Consider the following 25,107-nt stretch of genomic DNA (forward strand, 5'->3'; position numbering starts at 1 on the left):
ATAGATGTCGAAAGGCCTGAAGCGTCGGCTGGCGATCCTTGCCGTCATGGCTGCTCTGGCGATCGCCGGCGTGGCGCAGGCGCGACCGCAGGAGGCGCGGCGATTTGAACTTCAGGCCCAGCCGTTGGACCAGGCGCTGGCGGCCTTCTCGGTCTCGACCGGCTTGCAGATGCTCTACGACAGTTCGCTGGCGGCGGGACGGCGGTCGTCGCCGGTGTCGGGGGCGATGCAGCCGAGGGAGGCTTTGGCCCTGATGCTGGCGGGCACCGGCCTGACGGCGCGGTTCACCGCGGGCGGAGCCGTGGTCATCTACGCCGGATCGACCTCAGCGGTGACGCTGAATCCGATCACCGCGACCGCGGCGCCGGTCATCGGCCGGTTGGGCGCGAACGCCGAGGCGCGGGCCTATGCCGAGGCAGTGCAGCGGCAGACGGTCGAGGCCCTGCGTCAGGACGCCGTGCTGTCGGGCGGCGACTATGCCCTTAGTGTGCGTCTGTGGGTGGCCGAGGACGGGGCGGCGCGTCGGATCGAGATTTTGAACGGCTCGGGCGAGGGCGCGCGCGACGCCGGCTTCCTGGCTCTGGCTTCAAGCCTGCGGTTTCCGGTTCCGCCGCCGGACCTGCCGCAGCCGATGCGGATCGAGTTTCGCGTCCGTCAGCGTCACTGACATACCAGCGTCACCGTTCTGTCGCTGGTGACGGTTTAGGGAGGCGGGGTTCCAGCGGCTCTGACGGCTCGGCTCCCATCCATGACGCGAAACTGGCTTCTTGGCGCGATGACGTCGGCGGCCCTGCATGGCGGGGCGGCGGCTGTACTGCTGGCGTCGTCGGCGATCCCGCAGGGCGTCACGGCGCCGGAGGCCCAGCCGCACGCGGTCAATGTCGAGCTGATCGACACGGCTCGCCGAGAGGCCGGCGACAGCGACCGCACAGAAGTGTCCTCAAACGCGGCCGAGACCGCCAGCCCGACCGCTAAAGCGCCGACCTCGCCCATGACCGGCGAGGCCAAGGCGGCACCCGCCCAGACGGCGAGCGGCGGTGCGGCGGCCATGCCGGCGACTGCGCCCGACCCTGGCGCCGTGTCTGACTATTACCGGCGGGTCGAAAGTCATCTGGCGCGGTTTCACGCCTATCCGGCGTCCCTGGCCGGCCCGCGTCCGACCGGGGTGGTGCGGGTCGGCCTGATCGTTCAGCGTGATGGACGGGTCATGGACGCCTGGATCGAGACGAGCTCGGGGGTCGTGCCTCTGGATGAGGCGGCCTTGCAGACCTTGCGGCGCGCCGAGCCTCTGCCGGGCCTGCCCGCGACCCTGCCGGGCGCGATCGATCTGATCGTGCCGCTGCGCTACGCCGCCTCGACCAGGGGCGGCGGCGTGCGGGTCGGCGAATGAGAGCGTGGTCGTGGTGACGGAAGCCGCCGCCCGTCTGCGCGGGCATCTGGTCGAGAAGTACGAGACCCTGCTGAGCGGCCTCAGCGCGCGGCTGGGCTCGCGCGAGATGGCGCGCGACGCGCTGCAGGACGCCTATGTGAAGCTGTCGAGCAACGGGCCGCAGGACGAGGTGCGGCATCCGACGGCCTATCTGTTCCGCATGGCGCTGAACATCGCCGCCAATGCGCGGCGCCGCGACCGGCGGCTGCTGGGCTTTGACGAGGTCTCGGCCCTGCTGGACGTGCCGGACGAGAGCCCGGACCCGGCGACGGTGGCTGAGGCGCGCTCGGACCTGGCCACGGTCAAGGCGGCGATGGCGCGGATGCCGGCGCGGCGTCTGGCCATCTGCACCGCCGCCTGGCTGGACGGGTTGTCGACAGCCGAGATCGCCGAGCAGAACGGCGTGGCCCAGCGGACGGTGCAGCACGAACTGAAACTGGCGACCGAGGCCTTGCAGAAGAATTTGGCTCAACCCAAGGTCATATCCTTGCGCCGTTCCGACGGTGGCGTGTCATGAATTACAGGGGCGCCTCAGAGGCCGGACATGAGCGGCGAGATCAGGACGTGAGCGACGCGGTCGTCGAACAGGCCCAGGCCTGGGTGCGTCGCCTGATGTCAGGCGAGGCGACGCAGGACGACGCCCTGGATCTGGCGGTCTGGCGTCAGGCGGATGCGCGTCATGAGCGGGCCTTCGTTCAGGCGGCGCGTCTGCACAAGGCGGCGCGACAAGCGGCGTCCGACCTGCGCGACGAGCAGGCGACCCGGCCAACGACGGCCCGGCGCGGTCTGAGCCGTCGCATGGTGGTGGGCGGGGCCATCGCCGCCTCGGCCGCCGGGGTGGCCATCATCGCGGAACGGTCGGGGACGACGCGTTTTGCGCCACCGCCCGCTGACTTCACCACGGAAAAGGGCGAGACGCGGCGCGTCGAACTGGCGCCGGGCGTCTCGGTCGAGCTGAACACCCTGACGCGGATCGCCCTGCGACCGGCGGCGGGCGAGGGCGCCTTTGAACTGCTGACGGGGGAGGCGGTCGTGACCATCGACCGCCCAGACGCCCCCCTGTCGATCTTCGCCCAGGACGGCGAGACCACGGCGTCGCAGGCGCGACTGGCGCTGCGCTGTCTGGAGGGCGAGGTGCGGGTGTCCTGTCTGGAAGGCGCGGCGCATGTGCGCTCGGCGGGGCAGGCGGCGGCGCTGCCGGCGCAACACAGCGTCACCTATGACCAGAAGCAGATGCAGGCCCCCACGGCCATCGACCCGGAGGCCGAGGCGGCCTGGCGGCGCGGCCTGCTGGTCTTCCGCGATCAGCGCCTGGGCGACGTGATCGAGGAGATCAATCGCTATCGCACGGGCCGCATCGTCATCGCCGATCCACGCCTGAGAAACCGCCGCGTCAACGGCGCCTTCCACACCGATCGTATTGATCAGGTCATTGATCAGATGCGGCTGGCCTATGGGGTTCGCGCCACGCGCCTGCCTGGCGATGTTGTCCTCGTGGCCTGACGAAATCGAACATAAGCGACTGAGAAACGTCGCGAAATCTTCACGCTAAATCTTTGCGCCTGTGTCGGGCGCACGTGTCTCTCCCCTGACGACCAAGTGCGGGGCGTCGGTCGCCTCAGCGGCCGTCGCGTCACGGGGGATTGATGCTGGATTACAAGAGACATTGCGCGCTGAGAGGCGCGGCGAGCGCCTTGGCGCTGGCCGCTGTTCTGGCTGTTCACGCCGCGCCCGCGAGGGCGCAGGACGACGCCAGCTTCGAGGTTCGCGCCTTTCAGGTGAAGGGCAATACGGTCCTGCCGCCCGAGGCGGTGGAACGGGCGGTCTATCCCTTCATGGGGCCGGGCCGGACCTCGGACGACGTGGAGGCGGCGCGCGCCGCCTTGCAGGCTGTCTATGAGGCGCGCGGCTTCGTCGCCGTGTCCGTCTTCATTCCCGAGCAGTCGGTCGAAGGCGGCGTCCTGATGCTGGAGGTGACCGAGCAGGCCATCGGTCAGGTGCTGGTCGAGGGCGCGAGGAGGCCCGACGCCGTGCGCGCTCAGGCCCCGTCGCTGACGCCCGGCCAGACGCCGAACCTGCCGGAGTTCCAGCGCGACGTGGTGGCGCTGAACCAGAACCCGTCGCGACGCGTGACGCCGGAACTGCGCGCAGGCGTGGCGCCCGGCACGCTGGATGTGGTGCTGGCGGTCGAGGAAAGCTCGCCCTGGCACGGCTCGCTGGAACTGAACAACTATTCCAGCGCCGCGACGACCCAACTGCGGACGGCGGCGACCCTGCGTCACGACAACATGTGGGGGCGCGGCGACAGCCTCAGCCTGTCGGCCCAGACGGCGCCCGAGCGGACCACGGACGGCACGGTCTATTCCGGCAACTATCTGATGCGCCTGGGCGTCGGCACGCAGCTGCTGGCCTATGCTGTCCATTCCGACAGCGACATCGCCGTGGTCGGCGGCACCAATGTCATCGGCAAGGGCGATCTGGCGGGCCTGCGTCTGATCCGCGCCCTAGGCGGCGGCGACGGCTTTTATCATTCGCTGACGCTCGGCTTCGACTGGAAGAGCTTCAAGGAAGACGTGATCCTGGGCTCGGACCGGGCCGCGGCGCCGATCGAGTATTTCCCGCTGATGGCCTCGTGGCGCGGCGACTGGAGCGGTGAGGCGCGGCGCAGCGACCTGACCTTCAGCGGCGTCCTGGGCGTGCGCGGTCTGGGCGACGACAAGTGGGCCTTTGACGCCAAGCGCTACAACGCCCGCCCCAGCTTCTTCACGGTCAAGGTCGACGCCTCGCATACCGAAGAACTGGTCCACGACCTGCAGTTGATGGCCAAGCTGTCGGCTCAATGGACCGATCGCCCGCTGATCTCCAACGAGCAGTTCGGCATCGGCGGTTCGAACACGGTCCGCGCCTATCGCGAGAGCGAGGCCATGGGCGACTACGGCCTGGCCACGCAACTGGAGCTGCGTTCGCCGTCGCTGCTGGCCGACTGGCCGGGCGTGGATGAATTGCGCCTCTACGGTTTCTGGGACGCCGGCTTCGTCGGCATCCACGACCCGCTGCCGGGTCAGAAGGGCGAGAACCTTCTGATGAGCGTCGGCGTCGGCGGGCGGCTGCGCCTCTTCCAATACCTCAACGGGGCCGTCGATGTCGGCACGCCCCTGATCACCATGCCGGGCCGCGATGCGGGCCTGGTTTCCGTTCGCTTCCGCATCTGGGGGGAATTCTGATGGCTTTGACGATGACCAAGAAGGGGCTGCTCGGCGGCCTCGCCGCCGCCGTGCTGATCGGGGCTGCGGCTCCGGCCGCCGCCGCGGGCTGGTGGCAGGCGGACTACGCCTATCGCACGAAAATCAACCTGAACGCCCAGGTCGCCGGCGTGACCGGCGAGGTGGCCCGCGCCCCCGTCCTGATCCGTCTGCACACGGGCAATTTCGACTTCGCTGACGTGAAGGCCGACGGCTCGGACCTGCGCTTTGTGGCGGGCGACGACCGCACGCCTCTGGCCTTCCACATCGAGAAGTGGGCGCCCGCCGAGCAGCAGGCTCTGGTCTGGGTCGACGTGTCGAACCTGAAGCCGGGCGCCGCCGCGGCCATCTACGCCTACTACGGCAACGAGAAGGCTGAAGCCGGTCAGAACGCCGCCGGGACCTTCGGCGCCGACTACAGGCTGGTCTGGCACTTCGACGGCGCGGGCGCGCCGCAGGACGCCACCTCCAACGGCCTGAACGGCGTCGGCGGCGAGGTCCGCAACTCTGGCGGTCTGATCGGCCAGAGCCTGACGCTGGACGGCGCCGCCGCCGTGTCGGTTCCGGCCGAGGCCTTTGCACAAGGGCCGGTCTCGGTCAGCTTCTGGGTCAAGCCCGGCTCGGACGGTCAACTGCTGGGTCTGTCGGGCCTCAGCCTGATCTCGGAAGGCGCGACCCTGTTCCTCGACGCTGCCGGTCAGCGCAGCGCAGGCGCTGCGCTTCCGACTGGAACCTGGGCCCATGTCGCCCTCGTCAACGACGGTCAGAAAACGAGCCTGTTCGTCAACGGCCAGCCGGCCGGCGAGGTCGCGGGCGCATTGTCGGCAGGTCCCGCCGTTCTGGGTCAGGGCTTCACCGGCGAGATCGACGAGTTCCGCGTGGCGGGCGTGGCCCTGCCGCAGGCGGCCTTCCAACTGGCGGCCGCCAGCGAGGGGCAGGGCGCCAAGCTGCTGACCTTCGACACGGCCGAGCAGACCGAGAGCGGCGGCCACAACTATTTCGGCATCCTGTTCAAGGCCCTGACGGTCGACGCCTGGGTGGTGATCATCATCCTGGGCTTCATGCTGGCCCTGGCGATTTGGGTCATGATCACCAAGGGGCTGATGCTGGGGCGCACCACGCGCGCCAACGAAGAGTTCCTGGACGTCTATCGCCAGTCGGCCCGCGCCTCGAACGGCCATGACGGCCTTGGCGCCCTGCCGCCGGCCCTGACTGAGCATTCGCCGCTGGCGCGCCTCTATCAGATCGGTCGTCAGGAACTCGGCCAGCGTCTGGCCGAGGGCAAGGCGTCGGGCAGCCGGTTCGCCATCCGTCCGCAGTCGATCGCCGCCATCCGCTCGGCGCTGGACGCCGGTCAGGTGCGCGAGAGCCAGAAACTGAACAAGTGGATGGTGCTGCTGACCATCGCCATCTCCGGCGGTCCCTTCATCGGCCTGCTGGGCACGGTTCTGGGCGTCATGATCACCTTCGCCTCGGTGGCGGCGGCGGGCGAGGTCAACATCAACGCCATCGCCCCCGGCATCGCCGCGGCCCTGCTGGCCACCGTCGCCGGTCTGGCCGTCGCGATCCCGGCCCTGTTTGGCTACAACTACCTGCTGAGCCGGGTCGAGGACGTCACCGCCGACAATCAGATCTTCGTCGACGAGCTGGAAAAGCGCATCGCCGAAACCTGGCAGGACGCCCCTGTCGCCGCCCTCGCGGCGGAATAGGGGAGCGCTGATCCATGCAGGTTCAGGGCAAGAAACCCTATAACGAGATCAACATCACGCCTCTGGTCGACCTGACCTTCGTGCTGCTGATCATCTTCATCCTGCTGACTACGGCGGCGGTGCAGGGCATCAAGGTCGACCTGCCGTCGGCGTCGTCGTCCCAGGTGCTGGATCAGCCCAAGTCGCGGGTCATCGCGGTCGCCAATGACGGCACGGTGTCGATCGACGCCGTTCCCGTCTCGATGGCCGAGCTGGAGCAGGAACTGCGGACCTCCATCGCCTCGACGCCGGACCTTCCGGTCATCCTGCGCGGCGACCGGGCGGTGCAGTACGACCAGATCATGCAGGTGCTGGACCTGTGCTCCAAGGTCGGCGTGGGCAGCCTGGGCATGGCCTCGACCCGCCCGCCCGGCGGGGGAGCCTGAGCGCCATGACCTACGCCTTCATGGCGGATGATCCGCCGCCGCCGCGTCGTCGGCGCAGGATCAACTGGCCGGTGGTCGGAGCGGTCGCGGTGCTGATCGCGCTGCTGGCTGCGACCTTCCTGCGGCCTGGCTCGGTCAGCGAGCGTCAGCGCGAGGACAAGACGGTGCGGGTGGTCCTGCCGCCTCCGCCGCCTCCGCCTCCGCCGCCCGAGGTGGCGCGGGAGAAGCCGCCCGAACCCACGCCGACCCCGATGGATCAGCCGGTCGAGGATACCCCGCCGCCGCCGGACGCGCCGTCCGAGCCGACGGTCGGAGACAGCGCCCTGACCGCCCGCGAAGGGGCTGGTCCATCCAACTACGGCCTGGCGCGCGGCGACGGCTCGGGCACCCGCATCGGCGGGCGTCCGGGCGGCGGCGACGGTGGTTTCGGCGCCTATGGCGAACTGACCCGCCGCGAGGTGACCCAGGCGGTTCAGGGTGAACGCGACCTCAGTCGGGGTCGCTACTCCGCCCAACTGGCCGTCACGGTCGATGTTGAGGGTCGGATCACCTCGGTCCGCCTGCTGCGCGGCACCGGCGACGCCCGCCGCGACGCCGCCCTGCAACGCGCCCTGACCGGCGTGAAGCTCTCCCGCCGCCCGCCCGACGGCCTGCCCGTCATGCGTATCGAACTGAACGCCCGAAGCGGCGCCTGACCTTCCTGGGGATTACCGTAATGAACCGTCCTAACCGCCTGAAACCGGCCCTGATGGCCTGTGCCGCGGGCCTCAGCCTGCTGGCCGCCCAGCCGGCCTTCGCCCAGACCGTCGATTCCACCAAGCTGCTGGAACTGATGGTCGCCAAGGGGCTGGTCACCCGCGAGGAGGCCGACGGTCTTCTGGCTCAGGCGACCGTGGCGCCGACGCCTGCGCCAGTTCCCGCCGGCGGCGTGGCCAATGGGGTGCAGACCATCCCCTATATCCCGCAGGTCGTCCGCGATCAGATCAAGGAAGAGCTGCGCGCCGAGCTGGGCACCCAGGCGCAAGCCCAGGGTTGGTCGGCGCCCGGCCAGACGCCGGAATGGACGCGCGGCATCACCCTGTCGGGAGATGTGCGGGTGCGCGGCGAAGGCGTCTTCATGGACGACAACAACGCCGACATCTTCGTCGACTACGGCGCGATCAACGCCGGTTCCGGCCAGAACATCAACGACAAGACGCCGGGCTATGTCGGCCCGCCCTACCTCAACACCCTGGAAGATCGCCAGCGCGCCCGCATCCGCGCCCGCTTCGGTCTGAAAGCCCAGATCGACAGCTGGATCTCTGCGGAAGTGCGCGTCGCCACCGGCAACGACACCTCGCCGGTCTCGACCAACCAGACCCTGGGCGGCGGCGACGAGTTCGGCAAATACGCCCTGTGGCTGGACCGCGCGGCCATCCGCCTGACGCCGGTGAAGGATGTGGCCCTGGACTTTGGCCGCTTCGCCAATCCGTTCTGGACCGGGGATCTGGTGTTCGACGACGACATCAACTTCGATGGCGTGGCGGTATCGGCGCGTCGCGCGCTGAACCCCGAGTTCGCCGTTTTCGGGACCGCCGGCGCCTTCCCCATCTTCAACACCGACTTCAACTTCGGCTCACGCAATGCGCCAGAGGGCAAGGGCGGGCCGTTCGAGAGCCGCGACAAATACCTGCTGGCGGCTCAGCTGGGTCTGGACTGGACGCCGCGCGACGACATGCGGCTGCGCGCCGCGGTCGGCTATTTCAACTTCGACGGGGTCGAGGGCGAGGTGTCCAAGCCCTGCCAGTTCTACGAAACCGTCTGCGACACCGACCCGACGCGTCCGCAGTTCCAGCAGTTCGGCAACACCATGTTCCCGATCCGCAATGTGGTCGCCGATCCGCTGAACCCGATCACCAGCCCCGAGAACCAGTATTTCGGACTGGCCTCGGCCTATGAGGTGCTGAACGTCCGCGCCAGCCTGGACTTCAACGCCTTCGACGGCGTCGGCTTCCGGGTCGAGGGCGACTTTGTCGAGAACCTCGGCATCGACAACGCCCTGATGCGTCTGCGCGCGGTCAACAACCTGGGGCCGTCGACGACCATCCCGGACCCCACCAACACCAACGGCACCGTGACCCTGCCGGGCGCCTGGGATGGCGGTTCGTCGGGCTGGTCGGTCAAGCTGACGGCGGGCAAGCTGGACCTGGCTTCGCGCGGCGACTGGAATGTCCACGCTGGGTATCGCCGTCTGGAATCCGACGCGGTTCTGGACGCCTTCACCGACAGCGACTTCCACCTGGGCGGGACCAACTCTCAGGGCTGGATGGTCGGGGGCGCCTACGCCTTTGGCAAGAACACGGCGATCAGTGCGCGTTGGCTGTCGGCCGAGGAGATCGCCGGGGCGCCGCTGTCGTCGGATCGCCTGCTGATCGACCTGCTGACCCGGTTCTGATCCGCGCCATGACGACGGTCTTCGCCCATCTGTGTTCGTCCCTTCGCCTCGTCGTTTACGGCGGGACGCGGGGATGCGCCTGGGCGCAGGTCGCCGTCGGACGCTTTCGGTTCGTCGTCTCGCCTGGTTCTCGCCCGTCCCGGGGCGAGGCGACGCGGGCGGACCGCTTCGGCCCATCCCCGGCTGGAGCGGTCCGCCTCCTTCTTCCGCTTCTGGTGGCGTTCTCGCCCGTCGCAGCCGTGGCCCAGCAGGCGCCTACTTCGCCGTCACCCGCCGACGTGTGCGTTCAGGTCGATGTCGGCGGCGACCGCGCCGGTCATCTGGACTGCGCGGCCGAGGCCCTGCAACGCGCCGCCCGTCTGGCCCAGAGCCAGGCCCGCGCGGCCTTTGAAGCGCCGACGCCCGATGCGCGTGCGCCCGACCTGACCGTCGGCGTCGCCAGCCAGACGGCGGCGCGTCAGCGGTTCGGCTCCAACTTCGGCCTGTCCGTCCATCCCCAGCGTCCCGTCCGGCCCGTGCCGACGCCGCGACCGGGAGGACGGCCATGAGTCGCTTCGCCCTTTTCCTTTCTCAGATCGTCGGCGCGTCGCGCCCGATCTGCTTCCCCCTTCGCCAGACGGCCGCGTGCGCGGCCTCTGCTCCTCTGGAGATCGCCCGATGATCCGTCTCGATTCGCGTTCGCTGCGCCGCCGCCTGCTGGTCGGCGCCTCGCTCGGCTCCCTGATCGTCGCCGGCGCGGCCGAGGCCCAGAACCGGGGCGGCTTCGGCAGCCGGGGCGGGGCGGGCGCCAATCCGACCGCCGCCGTGACGCAGGCCATCCAGGCCGAGGTCGGTCGCGCGACCCAGGCCAGCAGCGCCAGCCAGCGCGCGATCGCTTCGTTCGCTCGCGCCGCCGCCACGCGTCAGGCGATGACCGATGCCCAGGCCGCCGCCCGCGCCGCCGCCCTGGCGGCCCAGAGCAACATCCCCAACGGCTTGGGGCAGGGCGGGCTTCAGGTCGCCGAGGGCGTGACCTTGGACCCCAGCCTGTGGGTCGGCGCCAATGGTCCGACACAGACAACCGGAACGGACGGCCGCACCACAGTCACCGTCGGCCAGACCGAGCAAAAGGCCATCCTGACCTGGGACAGCTTCAATGTCGGGCGCGAGACGGATCTGGTCTTCAACCAGAAGGGCAATTCCAACTGGGTCGCGCTGAACCGCGTCACCGACGCCAGCGCCGATCCGACCAAGATCCTGGGCAGTATCAAGGCCGACGGCTCGGTCTATATCATCAACCGCAACGGCGTCATTTTCGGCGGCGCCTCGCAGGTCAACGTCCGCAACCTGATCGCCGCTACGGCGAACATCTCGGACATCCAGTTCCTTGAGCGCGGCATCTACGCGACCGAGACGCCCAGCCCCAACTGGTGGGAGCCGCCGATCCTGATGCCGTCCTTCACCAACGCCGGCGGCGCGGTGAAGGTCGAGGCCGGCGCGCAGATCAACACGACCAAGCCGGCCACGGTCGTCGAGGGCGGGGGCTTCGTGGTCCTGATGGGGAACGAGGTCGAGAACGCCGGCTCCATCGTCACGACGCGGGGCCAGACCCTGTTGGCGGCGGGCGACAACTTCATCCTGCGACCGGGCTATGGCACCGCCGTCAACCAGGCCTCGACGACGCGGGGGCACGAGGTCGCGGTCACGCTGAACACCGGCAGCACCGCCGGCCGCGTGATCAACAGCGGCGTGGTTCAGGCGGCCGAGGGCGACATCACCCTGGCCGGGCGTCATGTGGTTCAGGACGGCGTCGCTATCGCCACCACCTCGGTCAACACGCGTGGCACCATCCACCTGTTGACGGACCTTAGCGACGCCCAGTCCAGCGTCACCCTGACCGGCGACAGCCTGACCTTGATCCTGCCGGAACTGGACAGCGACGCCACGGCGACCAACGCCCAGCGCGACGCCCTTCTGGCCGAGTCCGCCAAGGCGCCGGGCGTCCCTAATCTGCTGAACAACCAGGGCATCAACCGGCTCAGCTACATGCTGCCCGACCGGAAGGACATGTCGCGCGTCGAGATCGCCACCGGCGGAACCGCGGAGTTCCAGACCAACTCTCAGACCATTGCCCAGGGCGGTCAGATCGCCGTTACGGCGATGACGCGCACCACGGTTCAGGACGGCGCCGAGTTGAACGTCTCGGGCGTGCGCGACGTGGCCATGGACATGGCCTCGAACAATCTGAAGGTGAACATCCAGCCGTTCGAGCTGCGCGACTCGCCGCTGAACCGCGAAGGTGAGGGGCTCAAGAACAACGACGTCTGGATTGATATTCGCGATCTGATCCTGATGCCCAGCGGCACGGGCGGGCATGAAGGCGACCGTTATTACACGCCGGGCGGCCTGATCGAGGTTGGCGGTCATCTGGGCAATACCGCCCACGGTATTGGCGAATGGGCCGCCCAGGGCGGCACCATCGCCGTCTCCAGCAATGAGATCGTGGTCCACAAGGGGGCGGTGTTCGACATCTCGGGCGGGTCGATCGACTATGCGGCCGGCTACATCCAGTCGACGCGGATGCTGGGCTCGGACGGCAAGCTCTATGACCTGGGCAAGGCCCCCGTCGGCGTGAAGATGCTCGCGGTCGGCAATGCCTTCATCGTCAATCACGATCGCTGGGGCGAGGCCTTCCAGGAGGTCTATGCCCAGCCCCTGTTCAGCTCGGCGCGCAGCGTGCGCTGGGAGGCTGGCTATACGGTCGGACGCGACGCGGGCGTGCTGTCGCTGTCGGCGCCCACGGTGCTGTTCGACGGCCAGATCGTCGCCGACGTGGTGGTCGGAGAGCGTCAGACGGGCGAACGGCCCACGGTGCCGCCCGTAATCAAGGACGGCTTGACCTCGGGCGCCTTCCCCGAGCGTCTGGATGGCTATGACCTGCCGCAGAACGTCACGCCGCTGGCGGGCGGGCTCTACATCGGCGCCAAGCTGCATCAGACCTATGTGCCGCAGACGGCGCAGGAGGTTCCGTTCGCCAACACCGTGATCCTGGGCGCGGGCGGCGGCTCGGTCGGGGTCGAGAGCGGCGCCGCGCTGGCGCCGAACCTGTTGAACACCGTCCTGCTGTCGGCAGACGCCCTGAGCGACGCCGGTCTGGGCTCGCTGCGCATCACGGCCGGCGCGGTCAAGGTTGAGGGCGACCTGACGGTCAGCCCCGGCGGCGATATCGCCGTGCGCGCCGAGACCATTGCGGTCGACGCCGACATCACCGCCCGCAGCGGTTCGATCTCGCTGGCGGCCATTCCGGCGTGCGGAACCGGCTGTGCGACGATCACCGACCTGACGGTGGGGCAGGGCGTGACTCTGGACGCCAGCGGCCTGTGGGTGAACCTGAAGACGGGCGGCGACGCCCGCGACCTGGCCCATCTGACCGGCGGCTCCGTCATGCTGGAAAGCCGTCAGGGGGACCTGACCCTGTCGAAGGACAGCCTGATCGACGTCTCGGCCGGGGCCGCCATCCTGCTGGACGGCAAGACGGTCGGCGCCAAGGGCGGCTCGGTCGGTCTGGCGATCGGCGCGGAGCCGCGCACGGTCATGGGGCAACTGACGCTGGGCGGCGCCATTCGCGCCTATGGCTCGGGCGAGAATGCCGGCGGCACGCTGACGGTCTCGGCCGCCGGTCGCCCGATCACCATTGGCCAGGCCGTGCTGGGCGGCGGCGATGAACTGGCGGCGGGCGAAGCCGCACCGATGGACCTGCAACTGCTGGAAGAGCTGGTGCTGAAGGCGGGCGACGCCCTGCCGTTCGACTACAGCTACACAGTGGACAAGATCGCGGCGGGACAACCGCTGCCGGGCGCCACCTATGTCGAATTCAACGCTGTCACCCTGACCAGCGACTGGACGGTGCCGGACGGGCTGGAGGTCTATGACGCCGACTACAACGTCTACTATGGCGGCTCGGTCTTGCCTGCGGGAACCTATCTTGAGTTCGGCTATGGCCAGGTGGAGGCCGGCTTCATCGTCCCGGTTGAAGTCTGGCCGAACGGCATCAGCATTCCGCCGGTCGCCTACACCTATGCCAAGGGCGAGATCCTTCAGGCCGACCTGACCCTGCCTGTCGGGCGCACGATTACCGCCGGCACGGTGTTCGAGACCGCCGTCAAGGTCGCCAAGCCGCTGCATCTGGAAGCCGAGCTCTTCCAGACCGGCTTCTCGCGCTACGACATTCGTGCGGGCGGCGATCTGCACGTCGGCGGGCAACTGGACGTCAAGGCTCCGGTGCGCCGCTTTACGGCGGACAGCGTCAACGTCGCCAGCGGCGCCGCGCCGCAGGACGCCCTGGAACTGTGGACGCCGGACATGCTGCGCGAGGACGCCGCCAACGGTCGGTTCGTCCAGCGTCAGGGCGCCAGCCTCAGCCTGACGGCCCACGGTCTCAGCGAGCGCAACTGGAGCACCGGCTACGGCAACCCCGTGACTGACCCCCGTCCGGTCGGCGAACTGGTCCTGGCCGAGGGCGCCAGCATCCGCGTTGATGACGGCCAGTCGGTCAGCCTGACCGCGATGGAGGGCATGAGGATCGACGGCCGCATCGAGGCGCGCGGCGGCAAGGTGACCCTGCTTGCGGGGCGCGAGGAAAACGAGCGGCGCGACTACCAGCCGCCCGTCATCGTCTATGATCCGACCTTGGCCCTGTGGCTGGGCGAGAAGAGCGTCATCGACGTTTCGGGGCGTGGGGTCAGCGTCGTCGGCGCGGACGGCGCGCGCTACGGCCATGTCTCGAAGGGCGGCGACATCACCATCGGCGGCCAGAGAGCGGCCTATGTCGTGGTGCGTCCCGGCGCCGTGCTGGACGCCTCGGGCGCCGCGACCGAGGTCGACTACCTGACTTCGACCCTGACGGGCGAGAAGCAGGCCCTGACCATCGCCACCGACGGCGGCGCGATCCGCTTCCAGTCGCAATACGGGATCTTCCTGGACGGCGACATGCGGGCCAATGCGGGCGGCGCGGGCGCTTCCGGCGGCCTGTTGTCGATCAAGCTGACCACTCCCTATGTGGCGCAGATGGGCCTCGGCGCGCGCGACATGCCCGACTACATGCGCCGTCTGCGCAGCATCATCCTGGGCCAGGAGCAGGACAGCGGTCTGACGGCGAACCTGCAATACGGCGACTGCATCACCGGCTGCTGGACGCCCGGCCAACTGGCCGCCGACGCCCTGGCCGCCAATGAGGGCATGGCCGATCTGGTCGGTCAGGCCCGCATTGGGGTGGATCAGATCACGGCGGGCGGCTTCGGCAGCCTGACGCTGGACTCGTCGGACGTCGTCCTGCTGGACGGGGCGGTCAATCTCAACCTGACGCGAAACCTGAGCCTGGCGGGCACCATCGGCGCGATGGGCGATAGCGCGGACCTGGATAGCAGCCTCAGCGCCGCCTACGTCCGCCTGGTCTCGGCCGGGGCGATGAACGGCAACAATCTGGTGCGCAGCGAAGACGGCCGCGCAGCCCTGTTCAAGATGCCCGCGATTGGCGAGGGCCGGCTGACCATCACCGGCGGCCTGGTCGACATGGGCAGCGCCCGTTTCGGCATCAACGGCTCGATCGGCCTCTCGGGCGGTCGCCAGCTTGAATATGATTACGCCGCGCACCGTCAGATCGACGTGGTCAGCCGCAGCGACATCCGTATGACCGGGGGCGACGTCAATGCGATGAGCAACATCGCGCTGACCGCCGCGCAAATCTATCCGATGACGGGTGTGAACGCCGGCATCTATGCTGGCCGCTACAGCTACAGCTTCCCGGGCACCACCAATATCTACAGCTCCCTGGTGCCAGGCGGCACGGTCAGCTTCCACAAGCTGGAGGGCGCGACGCCCGCCGCGCCGCTATCGCTCTATGGCTCGCTGGCCGTGGGCGCCGACATCATCAACCAGGGCGGGGTTCTGCGCGCGCCTCTGGGCCTGATCACCCTGGGCGTCGGCGGCGACAAATACGTCCCCGGCATTGATCAGGTGCAGCCGGGTCAGACCTACTGGACCGGCGTGTCGGTCACGACCTCAGAGGTGAACCTGTTGCCGGGCAGCCTGACCTCGGTCAGCGCCAAGGATCTGGTCATCCCCTATGGCGGCACGATCGACGGCCTGATCTGGCGTCTGAACGGCGCCGACCTGAAGGGCACGCTGGCGAGCCAGGGCGTCGTGGTGGTGGGGTCGCTGCGGGCCGACGAGGGCTCGGTGCTGGACCTGTCGGGGGGCGGCACGCCGTCCGGCGCGGGCTTCATTCCCGGTCGCGGCGGTTCGGTCGATGTCCTGAAGACGGCCCTGGCCAATGTGAACCCGGCGTTCGCGGGTCTGAGCCACGCCGATAACAAGGTCTACGCCATCGTGCCGTCCTATGGCGCTGCGGTCGCGCCGACGACCATCGACGGCCATGCCCAGCCGGGCATCGGCCAGCAGATCGTCATTCCGGCCGGCGTCGAGGGACTTGCGGCGGGCGTTTATACCCTGCTGCCCGCTGAGTATGCGCTGATGGCCGGCGCCTTCCGGGTCGAGTTGGGCGCCAATATGCCGGCCGGGTCCGGTCGACTGACGTCACTGGCGGACGGTTCGACCCATCTGGGCGTGACCACGGCTGTCGCCAATACGGACGCCCGCGGCGCCTTGAAGGTGGAGGCCATCCTGACCCCGGCCAAGGTGGTCCGCTCCTATTCCCAGTACAACGAGACCAGCTTCGGCGAATTCCTGGTCAAGGCGCCGTCGTCGGCCCAGTTCGACAACCCGCTGCCGATCCTGCCCGAGGACGGAAAGACCTTCATCCTGGCCTTGACGCCGCCCAAGGCAGGCAGCGATCGGCCGGCCTTCTCCTTCAAGGGCGAGGGGCGGTTCGACGCCGCTGAAGGCGGGCTGGGCGGCGCGCTGGCGGTCGTGGCTGGCGCCTACTACGGCAGCCAGGACTATACGCTCGAGATTCTGGCCGACGGCGCGACGGGCTCTGACAAGTCGTTGTCGCTCTATGCCTCCGATCTGAACGCCGTCGGCGCGCGGATCATGACCCTGGGCGGCGTGGCCCACCGGGTTTCGACCAGCCTGTCGACCAGCATTCAAGTCCAGGTCGGCGCCGGCATGCCCAACCAGGCCAACTTCAGCTACATGGGCTTTGGCGGCATCGCCGTGCGTGAGGGTGCGGTTCTGGAAGGGCCGCAGGTGCTGCTGATCGCGGACCGGAACGCTGATGTTCTGGTTGAGAGCGGCGCGCGGATCACCACCCTGGGCAAGGGCGCGCCCGCCTTTGACTCGACCATGGGCTACACCCTGCTGGCCAACAACGTGAACCTGCTGGCCGTGTCGAACGGTCTGCTGGAGTTCACCAGCAGCAACACCACGACCGGCAGCACCGGCGTCATCACGGTCGAGGACGGCGCTTCTCTCTATTCGGACGGGACGCTCAGCTTCGTCACGCCGGGCGCGGTCAGCCTGGGCGAGAACGTCAACTATGGCGCGCGCTACCTGGCCTTCGCCTCAGGAGCGGTGAACATTGGCACGAGCGAGGCCTTGGGACAGGCCGCGACGGACGGCGTCCTGCCCTCGGGCATCGCGCTGAACCAGTCGGTGCTGGACCGCCTGATGGCGGGCGACCAGAGCACGGGCGCGCCCAAGCTGGAGCGGTTGATCCTGTCGGCCAGCCAGTCGGTCAACTTCTACGGTTCCGTCAGCCTGGACACCCGCGATGCCGCGACCGGCGTTTCAAAGCTGCAACTGGTGCTGAACACCCCGGCGCTCTACGGCGCAGGCGGCGCGGGCGATGTGGCCCAGATCACGACCGGAACCCTGGTCTGGAACGGGGTTCTGGGGACCCAGGGCGACCAGTGGAGCCCGACCATCATCACCGGTCTGCCGGGCGCGCCGATCCACGGCGGTCCGGGCGAGGGGCTAGGGACGCTGAACCTGATCGCCGATCGCATCGTCCTGGGCTACCAGGACGGGCTGGCGATCAGCGCCAACCTGCCGCTGAACCGTCTGGCTCTGGGCTTCAGCACCGTCAATCTGACGGCGTCGGAACGCATCGAGGCCAACCACAAGGGCGAGCTGGCCGTCTATCAGTCGCAGGCCGTCTATGGTCAGGCGGGGCAGGGCGGCACGCTGAACCTGACCACGCCGCTGCTGACGGGCCAGGCCGGGTCCAGCCTGCACTACAAGGCGGGCGGGGCCATCAATCTGACCGCCCCGGCGGGCGCGACGGCATCCCCGACCGCCAAGCCGCAACTGGGCGCCGAGATCAAGATGACCGCCGCCAGCATTACGGCGGACACCACTATCGCCCTGCCCAGCGGCCGACTGGTCCTGACGGCGACCGAGGGGGACATCGTCCTGGGCGAGAATGCGCGCCTCGACATGGCGGGCAAGGCCACCGACTTCTTCGATGAGACCCGCTACAGTTGGGGCGGCGACGTCGAACTGGAAAGCGCCAAGGGCGACGTCATCACGTCGGCGGGTTCCGAGATCGACCTCAGCGCCGACTACAACCACGCCGGCACGCTGAAGGTCACGGCGCTGAACGGCGCGGCGATCCTGGACGGCGCCATCGAGGCCCATGCCCGCAATGGCGACAAGGCGCCCGACGCCTCGCTGCGCAACGGCTCCATCGACATTCGCGCCAATGTGGTCAGCGACTTCAAGGATCTGAACGAGCGCCTGACCGAGAGCGGCGTCACCGAGAGCCGCAGCTTCGTCATCAAGACCGGCGATCTGGTCATCGGCGACGAGGTCAAGGCGCGCCAGGTAACCATCGCGGCGGACGGCGGCGACCTGATCGTCAACGGCCGTATCGACGCCAGCGGCGCGCGCCCCGGCACGATCCGACTGTCGGCCCGCGACGACCTGACCCTGGCCTCGACGGCGGTGCTGGACGCCAGCGCCGACACCCTGGTGGTCGACGGCTACGGCGCGCCGATTGAGGCGTCCAACCGCGCCAGCATCGAACTGGGGACCAAGGCAGGAACCCTGACCCTGGCCTCGGGCGCTACGCTCGACCTGTCGTCGCCGGACGGCGTCAATCGCGGGCGGGTCGAGTTGAATGCGCCGCGTCTGGGCGTCAACGACATCGCCATTCAGGCGGGCGGGACCCTGACGATCAAGGGTGCGGACAGCTTGTCGGTCAACGGCTTCCGCACCTACCAACCGGCGGGCGGGGTGATCAATCAGGCCCTGATGGACGACATCCATCTGGACAGCACGGCCTTCATCAACGCCGCCATCGTCAACCAGGCCTTGCTGGGGCGTCTGGCCGGGCTGCGCGCCTATCAGGACGCCTTCCACCTGCGTCCGGGCGTGGAACTGACCAGTGCGCCGGGCCAGAGCTTGAGCGTGTCGGGCGACCTGAACCTGGCCGGCTATCGCTACGCCAGCCTGAACGCCGACACCCAGATGACGGGCGTCTATGGCTCGGGCGAGGCGGGCGTCCTGCTGGTTCGGGCTGCTGACGACCTCAGCATCTACGGCAGCATCACCGATGGCTTTGGCGTGCCGGCCCGCACGCCTGACGATAATGGCTGGGTGCTTTACGGCACGGCCGAGGCGGGCGGCGTCGGCGCCTGGCCGGCGGATCATCAGCTGGCTGCCCCGGTCAAGCTGGCCGCCGGCGCCAGCTTCCCGCGCGGCGTCAAGCTGACCTTCGACGCACCGGTCGACGGCTTCACGGTCATGGGCAACACCCTGATCGGCGCCGAGACGCGACTGGCCCAGGCTGTGACCCTGCCTCAGGACTGGGTGACGACCTCGACCATCCATCTGCCGGATGGCGGCGTCATCGCGCGCGGGACCATCCTGGAAGCCGGCATGATCATTCCAGCGGACGCGCGACTGGAGAAGGGCGCCATGTTCCCGATGCCCGTCGCCTTGCAGGCGACGACCTGGCCCAAGGACACGCCCCTGCCGGCCCTGCTGAAACTGTCGGAGGCCACGCAGCTTCAGGCCGGGGACATCCTGCCGCGCAACACCAGTATCGCCATCGCCGGCCTGTTCGGCCTGATGCGTGATCCGGTTGTGCTGGACGCGCCCTACACCATGCGGGGCGATCCCACCGCGACGGGCGTCACCACCTTCGTCGGCGGACGCGATTCCGCTCTGATCCTCGGTTTCGAGATCGAAGTTCGCGACAACAGCCGGGTCTATGCGGGAACCGCCATTCCGTTCGGCTTCGCCAGCAGCGAATACGACTATATCTTCGCCACAGGCTGGACGGCGGCGGCGCCGATCTGGGCCAGCCGTGCCGCCTTCGAGGCTGGCGCGACCCCGCTCTATGCGGCAGGGGCCACGGTGACCAGCTACATCGAGCCCGGCGCCTACTATGGGGCAGGGACGATCATCCCGACCGCCGTGGGCGACAGCTTCGGCATTCTGGCGACGCGGATTCCCGCCGGGACCCCGATCAATGTGTTCGAGGGCGATGTGGCGCTCAATCGCACCATCACCCTGGCGGCGGGCACGACTGTGCCAGCGGGGGTCAACCTGCAGCCGCTGGGTCAGATGCTGCACAATACCCGTCCGGTTCAGGCCGACGGCACGCAGGGTCGTATCTGGGCCGTGGCGCCCATGCTGGCGGCGGGCTCGCAGTCGTGGTCGATGCGGTTTGTCGCCGGGGCGGACATCGCCTCAGCGGACGGGCGCACCCTGCGGGCGGCGACCGATCTGGCCAGCGTGGGCCATTCGGGCGATCTGACCCTGTCGGACCGTCACTACGTCAACCCGCAGGCCACGATGGCGGACGGCTTCTCCAGCATCTGGCTGAACGGCCTGAAACTGATGCAGAACTTCAGCGTCATCCGCACCGGCGTGGGCTCGCTGGATCTGCTGGCGGGCGGCGACTACGAGCAGATGTCGCTCTACGGCGTCTATACGGCGGGCACGCCCTCGGCCGAGATCGGCGGGCAGACGCTGGACGGCCACAACGTCTACAACCAGCCGCGCGCCGTGCTGGCGGGGGCCAGTCACCTGGCCAATCCGTGGATCGGCGCCAACTTTGACGGCTATGCCGCCTCGATCCAGGACTATCAGGCCTGGTATCCCGAGCACGGCGGCGACCTGACCCTGGCGGTTCAGGGACGGCTGACCGGCTACGCCACGGATCGTGACGCGGGCTTCCAACGGGTCGGCAGCGGTTCGGTCGGCAACTGGCTGTGGCGTCAGGGCGGCTATGGCGTCACCGACGGCCTGTCGGCCCAACTGGGGCAGGACGTGCCCACCGCCTGGTGGATCAACTTCGGCGGCTATGTCCCCAACAACGCCACCAGCTTCAACGACAGCGTCAACTTCAACGGACCGATGCTGGAAGGCTTCATGGGCATCGGCACCCTGGGCGGCGGCAATCTGATCGTCCGGGCGGGCGGTGACGCCGGGGTGCATGAAAGCTGGGCTCTGACCGAGACCAACTATCCCGACAGCAACCTGGGGCGGATCGCCAGCACGGCGCTGAACTTCGCCGTCGGCGGCACTGGACGCGTGACCTCGGTCATCCGCAACGCCGGCATCGTCGTGGACGGCACGCTGATCCAGACGGGCGGCGGCGACATCGACATCCGTCTGGGCGGCAAGCTGAACGCTGGCGCTGGCGCGGCGACTCCATCGACCCTGGCGGGCGGCGGCATCGTCAATCTGCGCGGCGACACGACCATCCTCGCTGGGGGTGTCGGCAATACGGCCTATAGCGGCGGCCGCGATGAACTGGACCCGCGTCGTTTCGATCCGCTGCGGACGCCGTTCCAGGACGCCTTTGGCGGCATCACCCTGGTCATCGGGGACGGCAGCGCCAGCATTGATGCGCGTGGCGACCTGATCCTGGCTGGTGTGGGCGATCCGGGATCGACCCCGACGTCAATCGCCGGGGTGTCGGTGGGCTATGTGAACGCCCTGGGTCAGTTCGTCCGGCCCGACGGCCTGATCATGCAGACCAGCTTCTCGCTGTGGCGTGACGACACCAGCATTGACCTGTTCAGCGCTGGCGGCGATGTGACGCCGATCACGGGGGGAACCGGCGACGCCGGGGGCCGTGAAGGCCGCTACTGGTATCCGCCGATCCTTCGGGTCACGGCGGCTCAAGGCAACATCTACTGGAACTCCGGTCGATGCGACGACTACAGCTGCAGTGCGGGCATCCTGCCGCTGGAACTGGCGCCGTCGTCGCTGGGGCAGGTCGAGTTCCTGGCCGGGGTGTCGATCCTGGGCGGGGGCTTCCGCTCGACGGACAACTCGGGCCCGTTCGCCGCCAGCCGACCGATCGCCCTGTCGGGCATGGCCAATACCCTGGACCTGCTGCCCAACCCCTTCCGTCCGGTGTGGGCGACCGAATGGCGCAACAACCTGGGCGCGGCGCCGAATGCGGTCCGGCCTGTTCAAGGCAATGTGACGAGCATCGGCGGCCTGACGGCCTTCCAGAAGGACACGGCCACCGGCACCCTGATCAAGGGGCGCAAGTCGCCCGCGCTCTTCTATGCGGCGGATGGCGACATCAGCAATGTCAGCTTCGGCTTCATGACCTACGAAGAGCAGTCGCAGCTCTACGTGAGTTCGGGGGGCCTGGACCTGCGGGCGTCGCGCGACATCGTCAACCTCGGCACGGGCACAAGCCTGGGCTGCCCGATCGGCGGTCCCGCGGAGTGCCGTAGCACGACCTGGCTGTTCGGCGTCTTCAACCAGGGCGGTCTGGTGGTGCACAATGATCCCGCCGACATCTCGCTGATCTCGGCGGGCCGGGACATCATCTACGGCAACATGACCGTGGCCGGTCCGGGCAATCTGGTCGTCGAGGCGGGGCGCAACATCTATCAGGCGGACAACGGTCGCTTCACCAGCGTCGGCCCGCTGTTCGACCTGTCGCCCTCGACCCGCAACGGCGGGGCCGGCATCTCGATCCTGACCGGGGTCGGGGCGGGCGGTCCCAACTACGACGCCTTTGGCCAACTGTATCTTGATCCCGCCAATCTGGCCGAGGTCGGCCGCCCTCTGGCCGAACAGGCCGGCAAGGTGGTCAAGACCTATGACGCGGAGCTGATCCAGTGGCTGGAAGACCGATTCGGCTACGAGGCCGCTGACGCTAAGGAGGCCCTGACCTACTTCAACGGTCTGGACCGTCAGCAGCGCGGCGTCTTCGCCCGACTGGTCTATTTCGACGAACTGAAGGCCGGCGGTCGCGAATACAACGATCCCAACGGCCCACGTTTCGGCAGCTATCTGCGCGGCCGTAACGCCATCGCGACCCTCTTCCCCGAGAAGGACGAACAGGGCCAGGCCATCTCCTATGCCGGCGACCTGACCATGTTCGGCGGTTCGGGCGTGCGCACCCTGTTTGGCGGCAATATCGAGATGCTGGTGGCCGGCGGTCAGGCTGTGGTCGGCGTCGGCGGCGTGGCACCGCCCTCGACGGCGGGCGTCCTGTCCATGGGGTCGGGCGACATCGACATCTATTCGCTGAAGTCGGTGCTGCTGGGCCAGAGTCGGGTCTTCACCACCTTCGGCGGCGATTTGCTGATGTGGTCGGCCGAGGGCGACATCAACGCCGGGCGGGGGTCCAAGTCGACCGCCGTCTATCAGCCGCCGCGTCGCGTCTATGACGCCTACGGCAACGTCACCCTGTCGCCGCCGACCCAGAACACGGGCGCCGGCATCGCCACCCTGAACCCGATCCCGGAAATCCCGGCGGGCGATGTGGATCTGATTGCGCCGCTGGGCACGATCGACGCGGGCGAGGCGGGCATCCGCGTCTCCGGCGACGTCAACCTGGCCGCGCTTCAGGTGGTCAACGCCGCCAACATCCAGGTCAAGGGCGACGCCGTGGGCATTCCGGCGGTGGCGGCGGTCAATACCGGCGCCCTGACGGCGGCCTCCTCGGCCAGCAGCTCGGTGGTGGCCGAGGCCGCTCGCCTGGCTGAACGCGCCCGACCCAAGGCGGGCGACATCCCTGCAATCATCACCAGCCGCTTCCTCGGCTTCGGCGAGTAACGACTGCGGGAGGGAGGCCGATGCGCCTCCCTCTACGCCCCCTTTTTTGACTGGAGTATCCCCATGTCCGAGGCCTCCGCCTTGCCACTCTTCTATCGCGACCCGCAGCCGCTTTCGGCCGCTCAGCACGGCGCCTGGCGTCTGAAGGACGGCGATGTCGCCTTCGCCGCCGACACCCCCTTCGTGCCCGTGGTGGTCAGCGAGATCGCCGCCGCCGCCCGCAGCTATCCCGTCGTCTTCTCGGCCGGGGAGGGCGCGCAGCCCGTCGCCGTCCTGGGACTGGAACAGCGCAACCTGTTCGTCGCCGACGGCCGCTGGACGGACGAGGCCTATGTGCCCGCCTATGTGCGCCGCTATCCGTTCGGCTTCATCGCCACGGTGAACCCCGACGGCTTCGCCCTGGCCATCGACGCCGCCTCGGACCGCGTGGCGCGCTCGGGCGAGGAGGGGGCAGCCCTGTTCGACGCCGACCAGCCGACGAAGCTGACGCAGGACGCCATGGCGTTTTGCAACACCTTCCAGGGCGAGGCCGCTGCGACGCAAGCTTTTGGCGATGCTCTGCGCGCCCAAAACCTGCTGATCGACCGCCGCGCCGACGCCACCCTGCCGGATGGCCGCAAGCTGGGCCTCGATGGTTTTCAGGTGGTCGACACCGAACGGTTTGCGAACCTTGACGAAGCTGTCGTGCTGGACTGGCACCGTAGGGGCTGGCTGGCGCTGGTTCACTTCCATCTGGCCTCGCTGGAGCGTTTCGGCGCGCTGTTGAGCCTGCAAGCGAAGACGGCGACGACCGCCGAATCGGCTGCCAAGCCGACCAAATCCAAGAAAGCCTGAGCCATGACCACCCGCTCCATCTTCGCCGCTCTGACCCTCGCCACTGTTGCGGGCGTCGCCCTGCCGGCCGCTGCGCAACAGGCCCAACCCCTGGGCGGCCCGGTCATCCCCGGCGTCTGCCTGCTGTCGCGTGAGGCGGTCTTCGCCAACGCCGCCGCCGGAAAGGCCGCCAGCGCCCGTCTGCAGGACCTGGCCGCCGTCGCCCAGACCGAGATCGAGACCGAGCGCCAGCCCCTGGAGGCCGAACTGCGCGCCCTTGAAAGCCAGCCCGACAACGCCGCTCGCCGCCAGCGCGCCGAGACCCTGGCCGGCCAGTGGCAGACCCTGCAACAGAAGGCCGCCCACGCCAGTCAGGAAGTCGAGGCCACCCGCGTCAAGGCGATGGAGCGCATCGCCAACGAAGCTCAGCCCGCCATCGCCCAGGTCTATGCCGCCAAGTCGTGCGGCCTGCTGCTGGACCGCAACTCGGCCCTGGGCGGCAACTTCGCCAACGACCTGACCGCGGAGGTGGTTCAGGCGCTGGACGCTCGCCTGTCCACCATCACCTTCGAGCGCGAACGCCTGCCTCAGGCCGCCGCCCAGCCGGCTCGATAGGGCCATGACCGGCGTCGCTTCCCGCCCCAGGATGTCAGGCTGGCGCGCTCTGGTGACTGGCTTGGCGGCCGCTTTGGGGATGGCCGCGCCGGCCCAGGCCCAGGTGCAAAGCCTATCGCCAGACGCCGCTCCGGCCGCCTGGGTCGCCTATGCCGAGACGGCCACGCGCGCCGTCACGGCCTGGTTGGAGGAGGACAGTCAGTCGGCCTCCAACCTGCGCCTTTTGTTGCATCAAACGCGGGCGACGCCGAACCAGTCGACGCCGCCTCTGGAGCTCAAGCTCTGGATAGCCACCGACGGCGTCGTTTCGCGCGTAGAGGCTGCACCGCCCGCAAAGGATAGGTTAGGCCCTGATCTGCAGTCGTCCGTGCAAGGCCGTCGGCTTGCTCCGCCACCGCCCGGAATGCTCCAGCCCCTGCGCCTCGCCGTCCAATTGGAGCCGTGAGCCGGGGCTGAAAAGCACTCC

Annotated in this window: 14 protein-coding genes; all 14 read left to right on the plus strand. The window is 68.7% G+C overall.

Features of this window, described 5'->3' with window-relative positions; translation table 11 throughout:
• Positions 1-4 precede the first annotated feature (4 nt).
• The 14 genes from CQ039_RS01135 to CQ039_RS01200 all read left to right on the plus strand — a co-directional run bounded on the left by CQ039_RS01135 (position 5) and on the right by CQ039_RS01200 (position 25,086).
• A complete protein-coding gene (locus CQ039_RS01135) occupies positions 5-667 on the plus strand; it encodes an STN domain-containing protein (RefSeq protein WP_105562054.1) in 663 nt (220 codons plus the stop codon).
• An 81-nt stretch (positions 668-748) separates the two neighbouring features.
• Positions 749-1,390: a TonB family protein gene (locus tag CQ039_RS01140; RefSeq protein WP_105562055.1), complete on the plus strand. Its 642-nt coding sequence runs from the start codon at positions 749-751 to the stop codon at positions 1,388-1,390.
• Positions 1,391-1,400: 10 nt separating this feature from the next.
• Positions 1,401-1,946 (plus strand): RNA polymerase sigma factor, encoded by a 546-nt coding sequence (locus tag CQ039_RS01145; RefSeq protein WP_158255965.1) that lies wholly within the window; start codon positions 1,401-1,403, stop codon positions 1,944-1,946.
• A 47-nt stretch (positions 1,947-1,993) separates the two neighbouring features.
• Positions 1,994-2,932: a FecR domain-containing protein gene (locus CQ039_RS01150; protein ID WP_158255966.1), complete on the plus strand. Its 939-nt coding sequence runs from the start codon at positions 1,994-1,996 to the stop codon at positions 2,930-2,932.
• A 191-nt stretch (positions 2,933-3,123) separates the two neighbouring features.
• Positions 3,124-4,653, plus strand: coding sequence for a ShlB/FhaC/HecB family hemolysin secretion/activation protein (locus CQ039_RS01155; protein ID WP_233190099.1), 1,530 nt, complete (start codon positions 3,124-3,126; stop codon positions 4,651-4,653).
• Entirely contained in the window at positions 4,653-6,380 is a 1,728-nt protein-coding gene (locus tag CQ039_RS01160) for a DUF2341 domain-containing protein (protein WP_233190100.1), read from the plus strand. The genes CQ039_RS01155 and CQ039_RS01160 overlap by 1 nt, the downstream gene beginning before the upstream one ends.
• A 14-nt stretch (positions 6,381-6,394) precedes the next feature.
• Complete coding sequence (locus CQ039_RS01165; RefSeq protein ID WP_105562059.1) at positions 6,395-6,805, plus strand: biopolymer transporter ExbD; 411 nt, start codon at positions 6,395-6,397, stop codon at positions 6,803-6,805.
• Positions 6,806-6,810: 5 nt separating this feature from the next.
• Complete coding sequence (locus tag CQ039_RS01170) at positions 6,811-7,500, plus strand: TonB C-terminal domain-containing protein (RefSeq protein ID WP_105562060.1); 690 nt, start codon at positions 6,811-6,813, stop codon at positions 7,498-7,500.
• 20 nt (positions 7,501-7,520) lie between these two features.
• A complete protein-coding gene (locus CQ039_RS01175; RefSeq protein ID WP_105562061.1) occupies positions 7,521-9,239 on the plus strand; it encodes a putative porin in 1,719 nt (572 codons plus the stop codon).
• A 215-nt stretch (positions 9,240-9,454) separates the two neighbouring features.
• Positions 9,455-9,787: a hypothetical protein gene (locus tag CQ039_RS16490; RefSeq protein ID WP_146112067.1), complete on the plus strand. Its 333-nt coding sequence runs from the start codon at positions 9,455-9,457 to the stop codon at positions 9,785-9,787.
• A gap of 109 nt (positions 9,788-9,896) precedes the next feature.
• Complete coding sequence (locus CQ039_RS01185; protein ID WP_105562063.1) at positions 9,897-23,213, plus strand: filamentous hemagglutinin family protein; 13,317 nt, start codon at positions 9,897-9,899, stop codon at positions 23,211-23,213.
• Positions 23,214-23,276: 63 nt separating this feature from the next.
• On the plus strand, positions 23,277-24,047 hold the full coding sequence (locus CQ039_RS01190) for a SapC family protein (RefSeq protein ID WP_105562064.1): 771 nt from the start codon (positions 23,277-23,279) through the stop codon (positions 24,045-24,047).
• A 3-nt stretch (positions 24,048-24,050) separates the two neighbouring features.
• Positions 24,051-24,641 (plus strand): OmpH family outer membrane protein, encoded by a 591-nt coding sequence (locus tag CQ039_RS01195; RefSeq protein ID WP_105562065.1) that lies wholly within the window; start codon positions 24,051-24,053, stop codon positions 24,639-24,641.
• Between the two features lie 52 nt (positions 24,642-24,693).
• Positions 24,694-25,086, plus strand: coding sequence for a hypothetical protein (locus CQ039_RS01200; protein ID WP_146112068.1), 393 nt, complete (start codon positions 24,694-24,696; stop codon positions 25,084-25,086).
• Positions 25,087-25,107: the final 21 nt, after the last annotated feature.

It is taken from the genome of Brevundimonas sp. MYb52 (assembly GCF_002979535.1).
Taxonomy (GTDB): domain Bacteria; phylum Pseudomonadota; class Alphaproteobacteria; order Caulobacterales; family Caulobacteraceae; genus Brevundimonas.